Source organism: Pseudomonas sp. P105 (assembly GCF_032614175.1).
Taxonomy (GTDB): Bacteria; Pseudomonadota; Gammaproteobacteria; order Pseudomonadales; family Pseudomonadaceae; genus Aquipseudomonas; species Aquipseudomonas rhizophila.
Genome location: NZ_CP126693.1, coordinates 2,133,698 through 2,150,072, shown reverse-complemented (window position 1 = coordinate 2,150,072; position 16,375 = coordinate 2,133,698). Strand labels below are relative to the sequence as shown.

The following is a 16,375-nucleotide window of genomic DNA, read 5'->3' as shown; positions in this document are numbered from 1 at the left end:
CGCTCATCGAGGACAGAAGAAGATCATGAATTACGTCGGCACTGCGTTCAGTCAGCTCGCGTTCGCGTGGAAGCTCTATGACTATGCCCTTGATGGAAAAATCAACCTAGCGGAACTCGATCGGCCACTGACCTTCCAAGGTGGAGATATGGTGCTCGTACTGCCGGACAAGGTTCTCGATACCCCAAATGATTTGATTCTGGCGCTAGAGAACAATCTCGTGATTACGTTTGGTGCTGCCGCGATTACGCTTAACCGTTGCCGAGAGGAAGCTGGGCTAAAGCTTTCAGCTGAGATAGAGACCGAAGCCGATCAGTTCATCGGGGCGACATACCAGATTCGAAACGCTTTCGACCACGACATAGCCGAACCACGATGGAACATCACCAAGCCACGGTTTGCTCGGCGCTATGAATTTGGAGGAATACGTATAGACCTAACAGACGTCGGTACGAAGCGATTCGAGTACCAGGACATCGGCGGTCCCGACGTGCTCTTCCGAATGAAAGATTACGCAGAAACCCACCTTTGGCCTTAAACGCTTCTCTTTGGCCCTCAACGAGTTTTCCGAATACCTCTGCGTAACTCCTCTCGCCCCCTCCGCTTTCCAAGCTGATAACGAGGGTTCGATTCCCTTCACCCGCGCCACTGTTTTAAAGGCTTCCAGCGGTGCTGGAGCCCGGCTGCATCAGACTGGTGACAGTTTTGGTGGCAGTTATCGAAAACGCAACCAAGCTTCCAAAGCACGACGATGCATAGGCTTAAGTGCGATGTTCAGGAAAGTCCTCGGAAATAGGTAAGGTTAGTAACCTCTACCCGCTGCCACTGATAAACCCTTTATTTCGCTCGACTTTCTAGTCAATCAAAGAAGTAATTTATAAGTAATAAAGAAGAAAGATAATCACTTATTGCTTAGGTAATTCACTCTACTACTCCCCCCTTTTAAATCAGTCACTTACACAAATATTACCTACTAAATTGCTTAAAATCACCTATAGAAGTGACCCTCTTAGCCCAACCTCTTCAAGGCTTTGAGTACGTCCTCTCCAGTCGCCTTACCGAATTACCTCTTTCCGTAAGCCATCCTGAAAATCCGTCCTTACTGTTTGGTTCAAGGCTGCCACCGTACCCAACAGACCCATTCCATTCCTCCCTTCGCAGGGTTCCGCAGGTTTCTTGTCGATATTTGGCATGCCCATAGCTCCCAATGTGTCGCGGTTTGATGCTGAGGCAGGTATGCAGAAAAAAGACCCATTTAGCCCGCAGGCGTGGCGGGGGGAAGGCGGCGCGCGCTTGATAAAAAGTCTTTAACAACGCCGACTCCCTTCTTGAGACATGAAGGACATAGCGCTGGATGGGAAGACAATGATTGACGAGATGAGATGCTTTCATTCTTAATCCCGACACCAAGGATCTTGCCAGTATAAGGATGACCATGCCCCTTCCTAGCCCCTCTCAGGGCTCCGACGACCCAGTAGATCGCGTCATCTCATTAGGCGATGATCTTCCAAGTATTCCCGAACGCCTGTTATTGGCTCATGCCCGCGGCGAGGTGCTTTTCATAGCTGGGGCGGGAGTGTCGATGCCTGCAAATCTTCCTGACTTTCGAAGATTGGTCATCAATGTCTACGAGAGGTTAGATGGAGCAGTTCACACTATCATTGCCAATCACAATAATGACTCAGCACCAGACGACCTCCATACCTTAAGTTACCAACAAGCGGCAGAAGTAAAGAGATTTATCGCACGTGACTATGACATTGTATTGGGTATGCTTGAACGTCGCATGGATCGTCTACCCGGTAGTTCCAGCCAAGTTAGGAAGACCATCGTTGAGATATTGAGGGAAGGTGGGAACAAACCAGCTAAAATACATCGAGCCCTTATGCGCTTAGCTGATCGTGGAGGTGTGATTACGATCGCAACAACTAATTTCGACCTTCTGCTGCAAGCGGCCGTATCGTCAAAAACAAAAATAAGGCCTCCAACATATGCTCTGGGCGCCATCCCTCGCCCAGGACGAAGCAAAGATTTTTCTGGTGTTCTTCATATTCATGGCGCTTTAGAAAAAGACTTTAATAAACTTTCAGACTTAATTGTTACAGATCATGACTTTGGCGAATTCTATTTAAGACGACGTACAGTACCTGACTTTATCTATGACGCAGCTCGGCTGTATCACCTCGTATTGATCGGTTACAGCGCTAACGATCCGCCGATGCGTTATCTCTTGAATGCAGTTGCTGCCGATGGAGTTAGATTTGATGATTTGAAGGAGCGTTTTACTTTTGTGGGCTTGGAAGAGTCCGATCCGATTGCGGACGAAGACTGGAAAGGGCGCGGCATTACACCTATCAGTTACAATAGCGAAAAATACCACATTGTTCTTTTAAAAACGCTCGATCGATGGGCCTCACTATCAGCGATCAACGGCAACAAAAATAAAATAGACAGTGAAATAAGACGAATCGTAAAAAAAACTAGAAATTCTGCGACCGACTCTGATCGCGACATATTCGATCATTTTTTTCGACGCAGCAATAATAGCGAGCGAACACGACTCGCCTCTTTCGCGGCTAAATGCAGAGCAGACAACGGATGGCTTGACGCGATAATTGCAGTGTGTGCTGAAAAAAATCGCGGTGGCGCATCATGATCAACCTACTATCTACACTCAATGATAACGAGCGAGCCACAATACGTACTATTGTAGCGTTTCTAGATGGACGATTAAGTAGGCGCGACACCGTAGAATGGGCACTAACTATATCTACGCACGAGCGCGTCAAGCGCGCAGCATTACTTGAGCTGCTCGCCCTACGTGAGGGAAACTCTCTAAAGGAACCTTGGCTATCGACATGGAGATTGATTGAGGAAAGTTGGGCCACCCCCTTCAAAACAGATCTTTCGGTAGATGTCTACCGGATACAAGAAAGACTAAAATTTGGCGATCGCTCGGCGAATATAATAAACTTAATAGTCGGCCTCGTTGAACCCTCGCTAAAAATTGAGAAGCGTGAAAATGCCACTAAGCTTGTTGGCACCTCACCAAAGCAGCCAAAACTTGAGGATTTTTTGTTTGCAAGGCTAACGAGCCCTCCGCTTGTGCGACTAGACGAGTTAAAAATCGATAGCATACTAGAGGCAGATTTCTTAGAAAGACTTATCAACGCCCTGAATGCAGCTGTTCAGAAAGGATTAGATGTCGCCAGACGCATAGGGTGGGATGGTGAGAAAAATATTTGGAAGCTAGGAATATTACACCGAATAGAATATTCTTATAACTCCAACGACGAACTAGACGCCGACGAAGATGAATTTCATGAGGGAATTGCTCCCTCAGCTAAACTTCTCCACGCCACCGTGCAGCGACTCTCTAAGCTTGAGCCTTCAATAGCAGCCCGTTTTGTTCAGCAATGGCGACTAATGACAGACCCTGTACACCTTAGACTTTGGGCTTCTATGGCCCGCGCTAGCAGCGTCGTCCCCATAACGATTGTTGAAGATTTTTTAAGTTCCTCTAAAGAACAATTTTTTTGGAATTTACATCAATATCCTGAGATATCTTTACTGCGAGCAACTCGATTCCACGAACTTTCAACAGAAGCACAGTTGAGTATTTTCCGAAAAATAAAAAAAGGTCCTCCGCCTAGCTTTTGGGGACGACGCGCTTCGCCTTCAGAGATAAAATCAGCTCGAAAATATTGGGCAGTGCGAGAGCTTTGCCGAATTGAGTTGGTTAACGGTACTTTGCCATCAATTGCAAAAGACTGGCTCAACGGAAATCTCGAAGAATTCGAAGATCTTAAAGCCATGAAAAATATTGACGAAGGCTTTTTGGGCTCAGTTTCATCACAGTGGATTGAGCCATCTTCGGGTGATGAGTTCAACCTCATTGATGGCGATGAACTCCTACGAGAGCTCGAAAAAGCATTATCCACTACGCGGGGAAATTGGGGAAATGAGCCCGCAGTTCGTGCAGTAAATTGGATTAACCATCAGAAAAACGCCACTAAAATACTCCACGCTCTCGCAAAAGAAACCATAGTTAGATTCCCATTAGTTTTGAATCAATTCCTTTTTGCGCACAACCCAGAAGCTAGACTCCACGAGAAAGGCAATGAGATTATTCCAAAAAAAGAAACTGATCTAGTTATAAAAATTCTATTAAATTTGCAAGAGCACTTAGCCAAGCAATTCATCGAAAACATATCCCATTGGCTTTCCACATGGAAAAAGCGTGTATCCTCATCACCCAAGTTAAGATCTATCTGGCGCAAATTTTGGCCAATCGCGGTCATCACAACAAACTCTACAGATACAAAAGATAGCACTGAGGACATCCAACTTAATTTAATCGCCCAATCAGATCAAGAAGAGCCAATGGACTTGGACACTTTAAACACGACAGCTGGGAGGCTTGTTGGACTCTTCTTACAGTCCTGCCCCAGCTTAGATGAAAATGCTGTCCAGCCCAAAAACATGAAACTTCTTGACGAAATACGAAACGATCTTGTTACAGCGCCCGGACGATCTGGACTAATTGCAAAACACAGGCTAATCGAACATCTTAGCTATTTTCTTAAGGCTGATGAGAGATGGACGTGTACCTACTTGCTAGCGGCTCTTGAAAAGAATGATTCCAGCGCTATAGCGTTGTGGAGAGCAATAGCCCGCCGCACGCAATCCCATGCTGTGTTAAATATAATAGGCAAACAAGTAGTAGGAAGAGTGACTGATCAGCGTCTAGGTCGCAAAACCAGAAAATCACTATTATCGAGCCTTACGCTTGAAGCCTTACACTCCCTTCTGGGATCGCACGAGCCGGCCGTTCCCTACTCGATGATTCAACAAGCAGTACGCTCTGTGGAGGATGAAGTACGCGCAAGCTCCGCGCAAATGGTACGTCGCTTTTTATTAGAGATGGTTAAACACTCTACTGGGACAAAATCGTTAGATGCAGAAACCATTTTTTACAACGCAGTTCTTCCGTTCCTAAATAATGTCTGGCCTCTCGAACGGACCCTAACCACTCCAGGTATAAGCGCAGCATTTGCGCAGTTGCCATCCGCATCCGGTGCGGCATTCCCAGAAGCAGTAAGCGTTATCGAACGATTCTTGGTACCTTTCAACTGCTGGTCCCTCCTAGATTATGGCTTTAGAGATAGACCAGATGGAAATCCTCAGCTTAATTTAGGAAAAAACCGCGACAAAGCGTCAGCTGTGCTCACACTTCTTGATGCGACGATAGGTAACACAGAGAGTACTGTTTTCCCCACAGAACTCTCCGAAGCGTTAGAACAAATACGTCATACAGCACCAGACTTATCAAGCTCCCCATCTTTTCGGCGACTTGCCACCTTAGCTAGACGACGTTAGCACCATTATACCAAGCGTCTTCGATAGTCAAGGCGCTAGGTATATGCTTGCTAGTTACAATCAACAATCCATAGCTGATCCAGTCTAGTAGTAAAACTGCGGCTCATCATCTCTCGACGCATGCCCCAGTCTGGATTGACGGGCATGCTGGCTGATCGGAGTGTCCCCTTACCCCATCGCCCGTTGATCTGGTCCAACACCGCCATCAGTTTCGTGGCGTCGGCTGGCTGAGAGCTGGCAAACATGTCGTCGGTGTACTCCCCCTGCTGACAGAGGTTCATCAATAGCACCTCAGCCTTGCTGTACTTGAAGCCCGGCCGAAACACGCGGTCGAGCGCGTCCACAGCTGCCCTGGTGAGCAGTCGCACATCATCAGTGGGGTACGGCATGTCGATCAGCACACCGTTGGCGTACTTCGCCTCCTCCGGGTTGAACATGCCTGTGCGGATGCTGACGCGGATCTTCTTGCACAGCGACTTCTGCGCCCTAAGTTTTTCCGAGGCGCGCATCATGTAGGTCGCTACTGCCTCCTTGATTGGTGCCAACTCCGTGAGCCGCTTACCAAACATCCGGCTACAACAGATCTCCTGCTTCGGCGGGTCTGGCTCATCCAGCTCCAGGCACGGCGTGCCGGCCAGCTCCCGGGCGGTCCTTTCGATCACCACGCTGAACTTCTTGCGTAGCGTCCACGGGTCAGCCTTCGCCAGGTCCATTGCGGTCTTGATGCCCATGGCGTCCAGGTGAAGTTTCATCTTGCGACCGACGCCCCAGACCTCGGACGCGTCCGTGTTGCGCAAAACCCAGTCACGCTTGAACGGGTCGCAGATATCGACCACGCCGCCGGTCTCCACCTGGAGCCGTTTGGCGGTGTGGTTTGCCAGCTTTGCCAGGGTTTTGGTGTGGGCGATCCCTACACCGACCGGGATGCCAGTGCAGCGCAGCACCTGGCTCCGGATCTTCCTCCCGAGCGCATCCCGGCCATCAATGCCGGTCATGTCAGCAAAGGCTTCGTCGATGCTGTAGACCTCGACGGCAGGCACCATTGATTCAATGAGAGTCATCACGCGCTCGCTCATGTCTCCATAGAGCGCGTAATTCGAAGAGAATGGGACGATGCCGCGCTTCTGCAGCTTGTGCTTAATCTGAAAATACGGCTCGCCCATTTTCACGTAGGGCTTGGCGTCATAGCTGCGGGCGATCACACAGCCGTCGTTGTTGCTCAGCACCACGATGGGTACGCGGGCCAGGTCGGGGCGAAACACCCGCTCGCAACTGGCGTAGAAGCTGTTGCAGTCGATCAGGGCGAAAACTGGTTGGGGTTTAGACATGGCTGCGCACGCTGCATGTAATGACACCCCAGATCACCAGCTCATCGCCCTCAAGCACGTACCTCGGTGGGTACTTTGGGTTCTCCGAAAGGAGAATCACCTCCCTGCCGCGAATGCAGAGCCGCTTGCATACGGGCTCATTGTTCAGCAGCGCTACGACGATGTGACCGTGCGCAGGCTCCAGAGCGCGGTCTACCACCGCCAGATCGCCTTCAAAAATACCAGCGCCTTGCATGCTCTCCCCAGCGATTGAGACTAGGTAGACATGCGGGGCGCGAATGTTCAGAACCTCATCCAATGAGATGTGCGCTTCGATGTGGTCCGCCGCCGGAGATGGGAACCCGGCGGGCACTCGAAACGAACACAAGGGCAGCTTCAGGCCGCCCCTGGCTATTGGGCCTAGAATCGAAAAGCTCATGATGTACGCTCCAAACACTGTACGAACATACAGTTAACGTTGTACAAGTTTGGCGGTCAATTTTGTACAGGAAAATCTGACAGGCGGAACAGCGCTGGGACCTAGGCGCACAAGCACCAAAACATCCTAGATAAAGGCGGCAGGCCGGCCCTCGGCATCGGGACGCCAGCTGCAAGGCTGTCTTAGGGTTGGGTCATTAAAGGTGTACTAAAGTCAAAATGACATTACTATGGATAGGTCTATTGCCTCCATCTACAAGGATCGTCACATGGCCAAAATCATTTGCCTTTTCAACCATAAGGGTGGAGTGAGTAAGACCACCACAGCCTTCAACCTTGGCTGGATGCTTGCCACGATGGGGAAAAAAATTCTACTCGCCGATTTCGATCCACAATGCAACCTTACCGGTATGGTATTGGGATACCAAGGCATCGAGGATCTTGAAAACACTTATAAGGCAGAACCGCCTAACAATATCAAAGACGGACTTTCGCCGGCATTCGAGTCAAAGCCCCGACAAATTATAGGGGCCGATTGCGTCCAAGTAACGGGGAACAGCAACCTCTTTTTGTTGCCCGGTCATATCGGATTGGCGGAGTACGAGACTACTCTTGGTGTAGCTCAAGAACTCAGCGGCTCTCTTTTAGCGCTTCGAAACCTACCAGGATCACTTCGTTTTCTGTTGGATGCCACTGCTGACAAGCACGGTATTGATTATGTTATTGTCGACATGAGTCCCAGTTTGGGACCTATGAACCAAAATCTGTTGATGACTTGTGACCATTTTATCGTACCTCTCCACCCAGATTACTTTTCAGCGATGGCATTAAGTTCGTTGGCAAAATCTCTGCCACGATGGGCCGCGTGGGCGAGAACTGCTCATGGCATTCCTGCGCTAAAAGATGCCGATTACCCTTTCCCTGAACCAAAAGCTACGTTTATTGGAGCTGTAGTTCAAAAATACCGACCACGGAATGGACAACCAAGCGCGGCTTTCCAACGTTGGGTTGACCAAATTGTTAACGGACTGCAACAGGAACTAATCCCCAGCTTGGAAAACGCAGGCTTACTTGATCGAGGCGAGTTCTTATCGAGAGTGGGATTTGAACCGTGGGAGCCAATCTTGAACGTTGCAGATTTCAACAGCCTCATTGCTCAATCACAAGAGCATTTAGTACCAGTTTATGCGTTAACCGCAAAAATGGTTGAACAACAAGGCGCAGTTTGGGATCAGACCGAAGAGAGCATGAGGAAATTTGAAGAACAGTTCAAAATATGCGCAGAACGGGTCATTGCTCTAGTAGGATAAGATAATGACTCCGATATCTCACTTCGAATCTATCTGGGAGAGATGCGAAGAGCTTGCTACGCTGCACGCATTTTTAGCTGGCAAGTTAACTTCAGCGTTAAAACCTGATGAAATCCTTAGAGCCGAATGGGTCTCTCGCGTAAGCGCTTTGGACCTATATGTTCATGAAATTGTTGCTCAGAGAATGTTAGAAATTTTCGACGGGCAGCGCCCTCCTTCGCCAGGATTTCTGCGATTTCAGATTGCTAATGACACGTTGATCCGAATCCGAGCAGCGCCAACAGCCACAGATGCCAGTCAAGCTTTCGACCTAGATGTCAGGGGGCGCCTCGGATTTTGTACTTACCAAGATCCGGAAAAAATTGCCGATGGGATCCGTCTTGTTTCTGATATTGAGCTTTGGAATGAAATCGCGCTGCACCAAGGGGCAACGGCTGCGAATAAACAAAGCCATGCGAAGTCTTTAAAGCGCGCATTATCAATTATAGTTGAGCGACGAAATAAAATTGCACACGAAGGGGATCTGCAACCCAACCTTCCAAGAACACCGTGGCCGATTGACACAGAAGACTTACTTCAAGTAAAAAACGTTATAAGAAACTTGGTAACATCCATAGAAGCAGTTCTTTAATTGGCAACCACGCGCGCAGCACCCGGTGCTGCGCACGTAAAAGCTTCCCATCTTACTTGCATAAAGCGCTAATCTTGAAACCGCATAATCTCGTCTCCTAGCCAATGGTTGAGCTGTAACATACGCGACTGAATTGGTTGCAGTTCATTATCAACCCATATCTCGGTAGCCTCCTTAATGGATCCGAACCCTCCGGCATTTTTTGGAACAATACCCATTAACTGGGGCGGAATCCGCAAACTTGCTAACACATCATTCCGGGGCTGATTCTTAATTGAATTGAACTCATCCTTAGCGGCCACCTCACTGACAGGGATCAGCTGAATCCCGTCCTTCTTCCCTGTCGGCGAGTAAACAAACAAATTTCTAAAATTCCCTGGCCCCTTAGACTCTTTCAACGCTTTACGCAAAGCGTCGATATCCGCCTCGGTCTGCGCCGCATCGGTCATGTACAGAATGAACCCCGCATGACTCCCATTCTCGTAATACTTACGCCGAAACAACGTCGCCGACTCATTCAACAGTGCCGACTGCAACGCACAGATCCATTCCAGCAGCCCATAAATCTCCTGGTGCAAATCCGCCTCGCGCAGATGAAAAATACTCCCCGGCTCAAACGCGCGTTCATTCTTCCAGCCCTGCACCTGGTAGAACTGCCCCTCCGGCCCAACCCGCATGTACTTCGCCAACGACGGCACCAGTTGCCTGGTGCTGCCCAGCACCGAACGGCGCTTTTCCAGATAGCCATTGCCCAGGCACAGAAAATCCAGCGCGAACTGTTCAAAAGCCGCCCGGGACAGCATCGGATGCGGGATAAACGTCTTGCTCAGCAGGTTCCGCTTGAACATCAACCCCGAGTGCAGATGCACGCTAGCCCCCACCGACCGAGCCAACCCGTTAAGCGACAACGGAGGCTCATACCACCGCCCGTTAAACCAGCATTCCAAGTAATCAAACACCTCCCTTCCACCCAGCACTGGCGTAGGCTCCCCGAAACTGAACACCTGAGTACCCGCACTAGCAGCGTCGAGGGTGGTCGGCAGTAGCTCTTGGCTGGCACGTTGTTCAGTCATGTGAAAATCTCCATCCGCCCGGTATTGGCAGCGGTCTGCCCTTCGAGCGGTTCGTTGTGCAATGCGTGAAAGAGCGCCCAGGCCAGATCGGCATGACCGGTGTTGTCGTTGCGGCCGGCGGTGTAGGTGAACTGGCGACCGCCTGCGGTGATGGTTTTGCGAATAGCCATGAGCGACTGGGCCATGTCGGTCCAGCCGGCGTCGAACTCCAGCCGGCCCTTGTGGATCACGTCGTAGGCCTTCAACACGAGGCGGGTTTTCACCTCGGGCGAGTAGCTGAAGGTGGTCACAGCCGGGAAGAACTGGCGCACCAGCTGAGCCACGCCGCTGCCCAGGCCAGTAACGTCGATGCCGATGTAGGTGACCCAATAGCGGTCGCACACGCCCTTGATGGCGGCGGCCTGGGCGGCGAAGTCCATGCCGCGAAACTGGTGACGGGGGACTGTCAGAAATTTTGTGTTCGGGCATAACATGCTGAAGAGGTGCATGTATGCCAACCAAAAAGAAGACGGCCTTGGAGGCCAAAACCGAGCTTCCTTCGATCCCGAAGGAGCTGATTGATCAGTTCGTCAAAGGCCCAATGACTGCCGAGGCGATTCAGGATGCGTCGATGGCCTTCAAGAAGGCGCTTATCGAGCGAGCCCTGCGCGCAGAGCTGGGCCACCATCTTGGCTATCCTCAGGGCGCGGAGCGCCCTGAGGAGTCTAATAACCAGCGCAACGGTAAAAGTGGCAAGACCGTTTTGACAGACGACGGTCCGCTTCGTCTGGAGATTCCCCGAGATCGCGATGGCAGCTTTGCGCCGATTCTGATTCCCAAGCATGAGCGGCGCTTTACCGGTTTCGATGACAAGATCATCGCCATGTACGCTCGGGGCATGACGGTTCGCGAGATTCGCGCATTTCTCTTGGAACAGTACGGTACGGATGTCTCGCACGACTTCATCAGCTCAGTCACCGACGCGGTGATGGAAGAGATCGGCGCTTGGCAGCAACGACCGCTTGAGCCGATGTACCCGGTCATCTTCTTCGACGCGCTGCGGGTCAAAATCAGGGAAGAAGGTCTGGTCCGCAATAAGGCAATCTACTTGGCCTTGGGCGTACTACCGGACGGAACCCGCGATATCTTGGGCATCTGGATCGAGACAACGGAAGGCGCCAAGTTCTGGATGAAGGTCTTCAATGACCTCAAGACACGCGGCGTCGAAGACGTGTTGATTGCCGTGACCGATGGCCTCAAAGGCATGCCAGAAGCCCTGAGCGCGGTGTTTCCTGAGACGACGTTGCAAACCTGCATCGTGCATCTGATCCGCAACAGCCTCGACTATGCAGCCTGGGACAAACGTCGGGAGCTGGCCAAGGCTCTCAAGCCGATCTATCAAGCGATCAACGCCGAGGCCGCCGAAGTGGCTCTGGACTCATTCGAAACCGGGCCGTGGGGCAAGCAGTACCCGACCGTCGTGGCTGCCTGGCGACGCGCCTGGGATCGAGTTATCCCGTTTTTTGTCTTCCCACCCGCCATCCGGAAAGTGATTTACACGACCAACGCAATCGAGAGCATCAACGCTCAACTGCGAAAGATCATCAAAACGAGGGGACACTTTCCAACCGATGATGCTGCCACGAAGCTGATCTGGCTGGGCTTGCGCAATATCACAGCAAACTGGGGCAGTGCGGCCCATGATTGGAAAAGTGCGATGAATCAGTTCGCGATCCTGTACGGGGATCGGTTCATCAGGCCGACGTGGTAAATGAAGGTCTGCCTAACGGCAGGCCGTTACCGGCCCGCACACAAAAAATCTGACACTCCCGGTGACGCTCGAACACGCGGAATTTTCCGCCCGGCACCAATGGAGGCGCGGAATCTCTGACCCTGCCGAGAGATTCAACTCTCTCACCAATCTAGCCCGCCAGCCTTACCCTATCCCATTCCTGATAAACTCCCCGCCTCTGCCCTACCCATTCAGATTCCCCAATGCCCTTAATCACAGCCGCCCCCCAATCACTGTCCCGCCGCTTCAGCGTGGCCCCCATGATGGATTGGATGGATTAAGCGCGAAGCGTCCCGCTTTTACTACGATTAGGCACTATCCAAAACCCGCTTGTAGCAATTTTTTAGCAATCAGATCTCTACGGTACCAACTTGTCTACACCATGCCGTTGGTCGAGAATCACACCGCTAGTTAAGGTGGGTTCAGCTTGATGTGCAGAGGTAATGAAATCGGGGGTTCAGTGCTTAGCACTACCTGAATTTCCTCGCCGAAACGCAACGGTTGGTACCGAAATTGGTACGAGAATCCATACATCCTAGAGCCCCACGTCGCCTGCAAGACTCGGGCTTTTTTCGCTGGAGATAACCTCTATTCGCTTGCTTAGCGCCGGCTTACGGCTAAAAGGAGTCGTACGAATGTGTTTAGGAAATCAGAAGCTACTCAGAGCGCGATAGCGGATACCCCCAAATATCATTCACCTGGCCAGGTATCCAGCGTGGATGGAATACCAGTAGCAGGAGCGGATCCATACATAGTAGCGTTGCGCCTCTACGCCCCCAATCGGGTGAACGTGCAACGGAGCAGGCAAATGGATTTTGTAGAACGCTTGAACGCAATGTCAGCGAAGGTTAATCAGCTAGCTTCGACGATACAAACCGAGGAAGCAACAAAGACTGCTTTTGTCATGCCGTTCATTCATACCGTGCTGGGCTACGATGTGTTCGACCCATCCGAAGTCGTCCCCGAATACGTGTGCGATGTCGGCACGAAAAAAGGGGAAAAGATTGATTACGCGATCTTGAAAGACGGCCAAATCCAGATATTGATCGAAACGAAAAAAGTCGGCGAGCCGCTCAACATCAATCATGCGAGCCAACTCTTCCGATATTTCCATGTCACCACTGCGCGAATCTCCATCCTTACAAATGGCAGGTTCTATCGGTTTTACACTGATCTTGATGCACCAAACAAAATGGATGAGAAGCCATTTCTAGAAGTCGATCTGCTTAATATTGATGAGCACGTCATCCCTGAGCTTCAAAAGCTTACGAAATCCGCTTTCGATGTTGATTCAATCATCAATGCCGCAGGCGAACTGAAATACGTGGGAAACATAAAAAAAGAAATAGCTAAGCAGTTCACCCAGCCTGATGATGATTTCGTTCGTTTCTTCGCATCGCGTGTCTACGAAGGGGTTATCACCCAAAAAATTCGAGATCAGTTCACTCAGCTCACCAGGAAAGCCGCTTCCCAGTTTCTCAGTGACCAGATCAACGACAGATTGAAGTCAGCGATGAGCAAAGCCACCTTTCCCACGCTCGCCGAATCGGTCGTCGCCGAAAATCAGGCTGAAGCCCAAGAAGAGCCTGAAGACCGCATTCTGACTACGATGGAGGAGCTGGAAGGTTTTCATATTATCAAAGCGATTGTCCGGACCGTCATAGACGCAAAGCGCATAGCTAGCAGAGACACGCAGAGCTACTTCGGCATCCTCCTAGACGACAACAACCGAAAACCTATCGCAAGACTTCACTTCAATCGTAGTCAAAAATATCTTGGGATTTTCGACAAAGACAAAGTCGAAACGCGCCACCCTATTAACTCGCTGGACGAGATCTATGAATTTTCAGCCCCGCTTAAAGAGACGATCTCTTTTTATCAAGAAATCTAAGCAAGGATTTCCCAGTCTTTGTTCTGCAAGCCCAAGGGCTGGGATAACGCTAATTTTTTGCGCGTTTATGACCTCGGCGGCTTGGGATTAAAGGCCCGTATTTTCGGGCTGTAAGGCCATAACTCACCTGCTTGCGTAAATGCATACTGGGCATTGAGTGGCGTGGTTTGCCGTGCGGTTTCCCCCAAGGTTCTGGACACATCCGCACGAGATAGACCGATGCTGGCTTGGACGGATCAGACCTCCCCCATCCATCCGGCGCTTAGGCGTTTTTCAGTATTCGTGGCGCAGTAAGACCAGAATTTGGTACTTTCCGAATCAGAGACAATACTCTTCAAAAAAACCGTCCTCAGATGTTTGACTTCAAGTGGGTAGGTGTACTATGGCCGACGATTATTCGCTTTCGAATTTAATAGAAAGGATATATATCAACCAGCTCGCACTGGAGGCAGGGCTGATGGAGTTGACTCTTCATCTCGAAAGAGATGGCGCAACTGTCGCCGGGAGAAATGTAAGAGGCGCTTTGGAGGCAATCGGAGAAAATACGGGCTTTATCAAACAGGGATTAGCTAGGCTTAGGGCTCAAGAAGCCGATTAAACTATTATGATAACCTGTCTAACTCGGCCACCCCGGCAACGGAGCCGCTAGCGCCCTAGGCTGTGGATACGACATAACATATTATCGCCACCACTTCCTCAAGTCTCCCTGACCGATCATATTCAAGAGAGCAATCATATGTTAGAAATTAGTCTGCCGATCTTGGTAAAAACAGTCTCCCCCATTATAAAAACACTGACCCTAGAATGCGCAAGCATTATAAAAGATCACAATCTCAAGTGGGACGCCACAAACTCCATAAAAAAACTATCGAAGATCCTACTCAACATCAACACTGTAAAAACAATGTGGTCAAGAGATAAGGGTGTATTGATAAGCGATTTCTACTACCCTTCCCGCATTTCAAGAGGTCACTCAGAAATTGGTTCCGACCCAAGTAAGTTAGTTTTTACAAACACAGTATTAGAAGGAATTGTAGGCCAGGGCAAATCTATTTTTATGCGACAGCTATGTAACTATGCCGTGGAAAGCTCCCTAATACCAGTATTCATTGAACTGCGCATGATATCGCAAGAACGCACACTAATGAGTCTTATTATAGATTACTTGGACGCAGCCGGCATTCAAGGAGGCAACCACATTTTTCACTACCTCGCCGACAAAAGTAAAATTGTTTTAATTCTTGATGGATTTGATGAAATACCTACAAATTCAATCAACACCACCGTATATCACATTTCACACCTTCAAAAAGTACATGACAACCTTAAAATAATTGTTTCATCTCGACCAGCTCAAGCGATACAAAATCTAGCGGGATTTGAAACGCAAACTCTGGCACCACTTGACGAGAGTGATTATGAGAAATTCTTAAGAAAACTTATTCCGGACCCTATTACGCTTTTCAATATTCAAGCTGCAATCCTGGAAGCACCACCTAACATTAAAGGAGTAATCACAACCCCACTTATGCTCACGCTTCTAGTACAGGTTTATCATGTCGAGACCGAGATCCCGGCAAGCTTACCGGACTTTTATGACAAGCTTTTCAATGCTGTCTTTATCAAACACGACGGAATCAAACCGGGCTTTGAAAGGGAACGCTATAGTGGGTTACCCCCTACAAAACTGCAAAAATTATTCGACGCTTTCTGCTTTATGGCTTTACAAAGCGGCGTAGGCCGAACTTTAACAAATAAAGAATTTAACGCCGCCTTCAACAAAGCAATCAAGTACACACCTACAGCTATCTGCGAGCCAGATGGCTTTAAAAAAGATATCATTACAGTTGCCTGCCTAATGCTTAATGACGGCTTTGAACAAACCAGCTTTTTGCATAAGAGCATTATGGAATATCATGCCGCTTCTTTCATACAAAATTCTAACGATGGATTTGCAAAAACATTCTACCAAAAAGCCCCTGAAAACCTTCACAACTGGTCAGAGACATTGACCTTCCTTAGCTATATAGACGAATTCAGATATGGCAACGCGTATATCCTTCATGAATACCCCCCTGCTTTGGCCAGGCTAACGTCAGCACTTGAACAAAGAACACCTGAAGCGCTAATTGAATATCTCAATTCTGAAATACCTGACTTTACAATACACCTCGAAGGAAACACACCTACTTTATTCGCTACAGGCGGCAGTAGCCGCCAGCATTCATTTAGCAATGCTATTCTTGGAGCAGTGATCGCAAACGTACAATATGAGTTCGAATCCGCCTCAACAAAAAATATTCAAAATGCCATTCGCGAAACACCAAAAACCCGAGGCGCTATCGGTATTAATATTAAAGCAATGGTGAAATACTTCGGCCATCAACTGTTATGGGAGCGATTATCATTGATTGAAAGCGACCTCATTGAAAAAATAAATAAATACCAGACAATTGTTGATGACGAAATGAAAAAACATGAAATCTTCGGCTGATTTTTTCTGGATACCTTCGCAGGGTTCCGGATATCTCCCCCCTAAGGCAGTTTGATTTGGATGGGAGGGTTTCGCGGAACA

General features: G+C 49.4%; 12 protein-coding genes and 1 pseudogene. 9 read left to right on the top strand and 4 right to left on the bottom strand.

Annotated features, from left to right (window positions below; translation table 11 throughout):
* Positions 1 to 25 precede the first annotated feature (25 nt).
* The 3 genes from QOM08_RS09680 (at position 26) to QOM08_RS09670 (ending at position 5,379) form a co-directional block, all read left to right on the top strand.
* On the top strand, positions 26 to 538 hold the full coding sequence (locus QOM08_RS09680; protein WP_316912909.1) for a hypothetical protein: 513 nt from the start codon (positions 26 to 28) through the stop codon (positions 536 to 538).
* 897 nt (positions 539 to 1,435) lie between these two features.
* Positions 1,436 to 2,656, top strand: a complete 1,221-nt coding sequence (locus QOM08_RS09675) for an SIR2 family protein (protein ID WP_316912908.1) — start codon at positions 1,436 to 1,438, stop codon at positions 2,654 to 2,656.
* On the top strand, positions 2,653 to 5,379 hold the full coding sequence (locus QOM08_RS09670; protein WP_316912907.1) for a hypothetical protein: 2,727 nt from the start codon (positions 2,653 to 2,655) through the stop codon (positions 5,377 to 5,379). The genes QOM08_RS09675 and QOM08_RS09670 overlap by 4 nt, the downstream gene beginning before the upstream one ends.
* A 50-nt stretch (positions 5,380 to 5,429) precedes the next feature.
* On the opposite strand, the gene umuC is transcribed toward QOM08_RS09670, so the two are convergent.
* Both umuC and QOM08_RS09660 read right to left on the bottom strand, forming a co-directional pair.
* Positions 5,430 to 6,707 carry a translesion error-prone DNA polymerase V subunit UmuC gene (gene umuC / locus QOM08_RS09665; RefSeq protein WP_316912906.1) on the bottom strand — a complete coding sequence of 426 codons (1,278 nt, stop codon included), beginning with the start codon at positions 6,705 to 6,707 and terminating at the stop codon, positions 5,430 to 5,432.
* A complete protein-coding gene (locus QOM08_RS09660) occupies positions 6,700 to 7,125 on the bottom strand; it encodes a LexA family protein (RefSeq protein ID WP_003199779.1) in 426 nt (141 codons plus the stop codon). The genes umuC and QOM08_RS09660 overlap by 8 nt, the downstream gene beginning before the upstream one ends.
* A gap of 268 nt (positions 7,126 to 7,393) precedes the next feature.
* Here QOM08_RS09660 and QOM08_RS09655 point away from each other — a divergent pair, with 268 nt between their 5' ends.
* Together QOM08_RS09655 and QOM08_RS09650 are read left to right on the top strand one after the other, a co-directional pair.
* Positions 7,394 to 8,434, top strand: coding sequence for a ParA family protein (locus tag QOM08_RS09655; protein WP_316912905.1), 1,041 nt, complete (start codon positions 7,394 to 7,396; stop codon positions 8,432 to 8,434).
* 4 nt (positions 8,435 to 8,438) lie between these two features.
* A complete protein-coding gene (locus tag QOM08_RS09650; protein WP_316912904.1) occupies positions 8,439 to 9,065 on the top strand; it encodes a HEPN domain-containing protein in 627 nt (208 codons plus the stop codon).
* 68 nt (positions 9,066 to 9,133) lie between these two features.
* Here QOM08_RS09650 and QOM08_RS09645 read toward each other — a convergent pair whose 3' ends face one another.
* Together QOM08_RS09645 and QOM08_RS09640 are read right to left on the bottom strand one after the other, a co-directional pair.
* Positions 9,134 to 10,138 (bottom strand): phage portal protein, encoded by a 1,005-nt coding sequence (locus QOM08_RS09645; protein ID WP_316912903.1) that lies wholly within the window; start codon positions 10,136 to 10,138, stop codon positions 9,134 to 9,136.
* Positions 10,135 to 10,593: pseudogene (locus tag QOM08_RS09640) on the bottom strand (terminase); the annotation flags it as partial. The gene QOM08_RS09645 and the pseudogene QOM08_RS09640, both read right to left, overlap by 4 nt.
* A 35-nt stretch (positions 10,594 to 10,628) precedes the next feature.
* Here QOM08_RS09640 and QOM08_RS09635 point away from each other — a divergent pair.
* The 4 genes from QOM08_RS09635 to QOM08_RS09620 all read left to right on the top strand — a co-directional run bounded on the left by QOM08_RS09635 (position 10,629) and on the right by QOM08_RS09620 (position 16,294).
* Complete coding sequence (locus QOM08_RS09635; RefSeq protein ID WP_316912902.1) at positions 10,629 to 11,888, top strand: IS256 family transposase; 1,260 nt, start codon at positions 10,629 to 10,631, stop codon at positions 11,886 to 11,888.
* Between the two features lie 829 nt (positions 11,889 to 12,717).
* Positions 12,718 to 13,800, top strand: coding sequence for a type I restriction endonuclease (locus tag QOM08_RS09630; protein WP_188251491.1), 1,083 nt, complete (start codon positions 12,718 to 12,720; stop codon positions 13,798 to 13,800).
* A 382-nt stretch (positions 13,801 to 14,182) separates the two neighbouring features.
* Complete coding sequence (locus tag QOM08_RS09625; RefSeq protein ID WP_316912901.1) at positions 14,183 to 14,398, top strand: hypothetical protein; 216 nt, start codon at positions 14,183 to 14,185, stop codon at positions 14,396 to 14,398.
* Positions 14,399 to 14,536: 138 nt separating this feature from the next.
* Positions 14,537 to 16,294 carry an NACHT domain-containing protein gene (locus QOM08_RS09620; protein WP_316912900.1) on the top strand — a complete coding sequence of 586 codons (1,758 nt, stop codon included), beginning with the start codon at positions 14,537 to 14,539 and terminating at the stop codon, positions 16,292 to 16,294.
* Positions 16,295 to 16,375 lie beyond the last annotated feature (81 nt).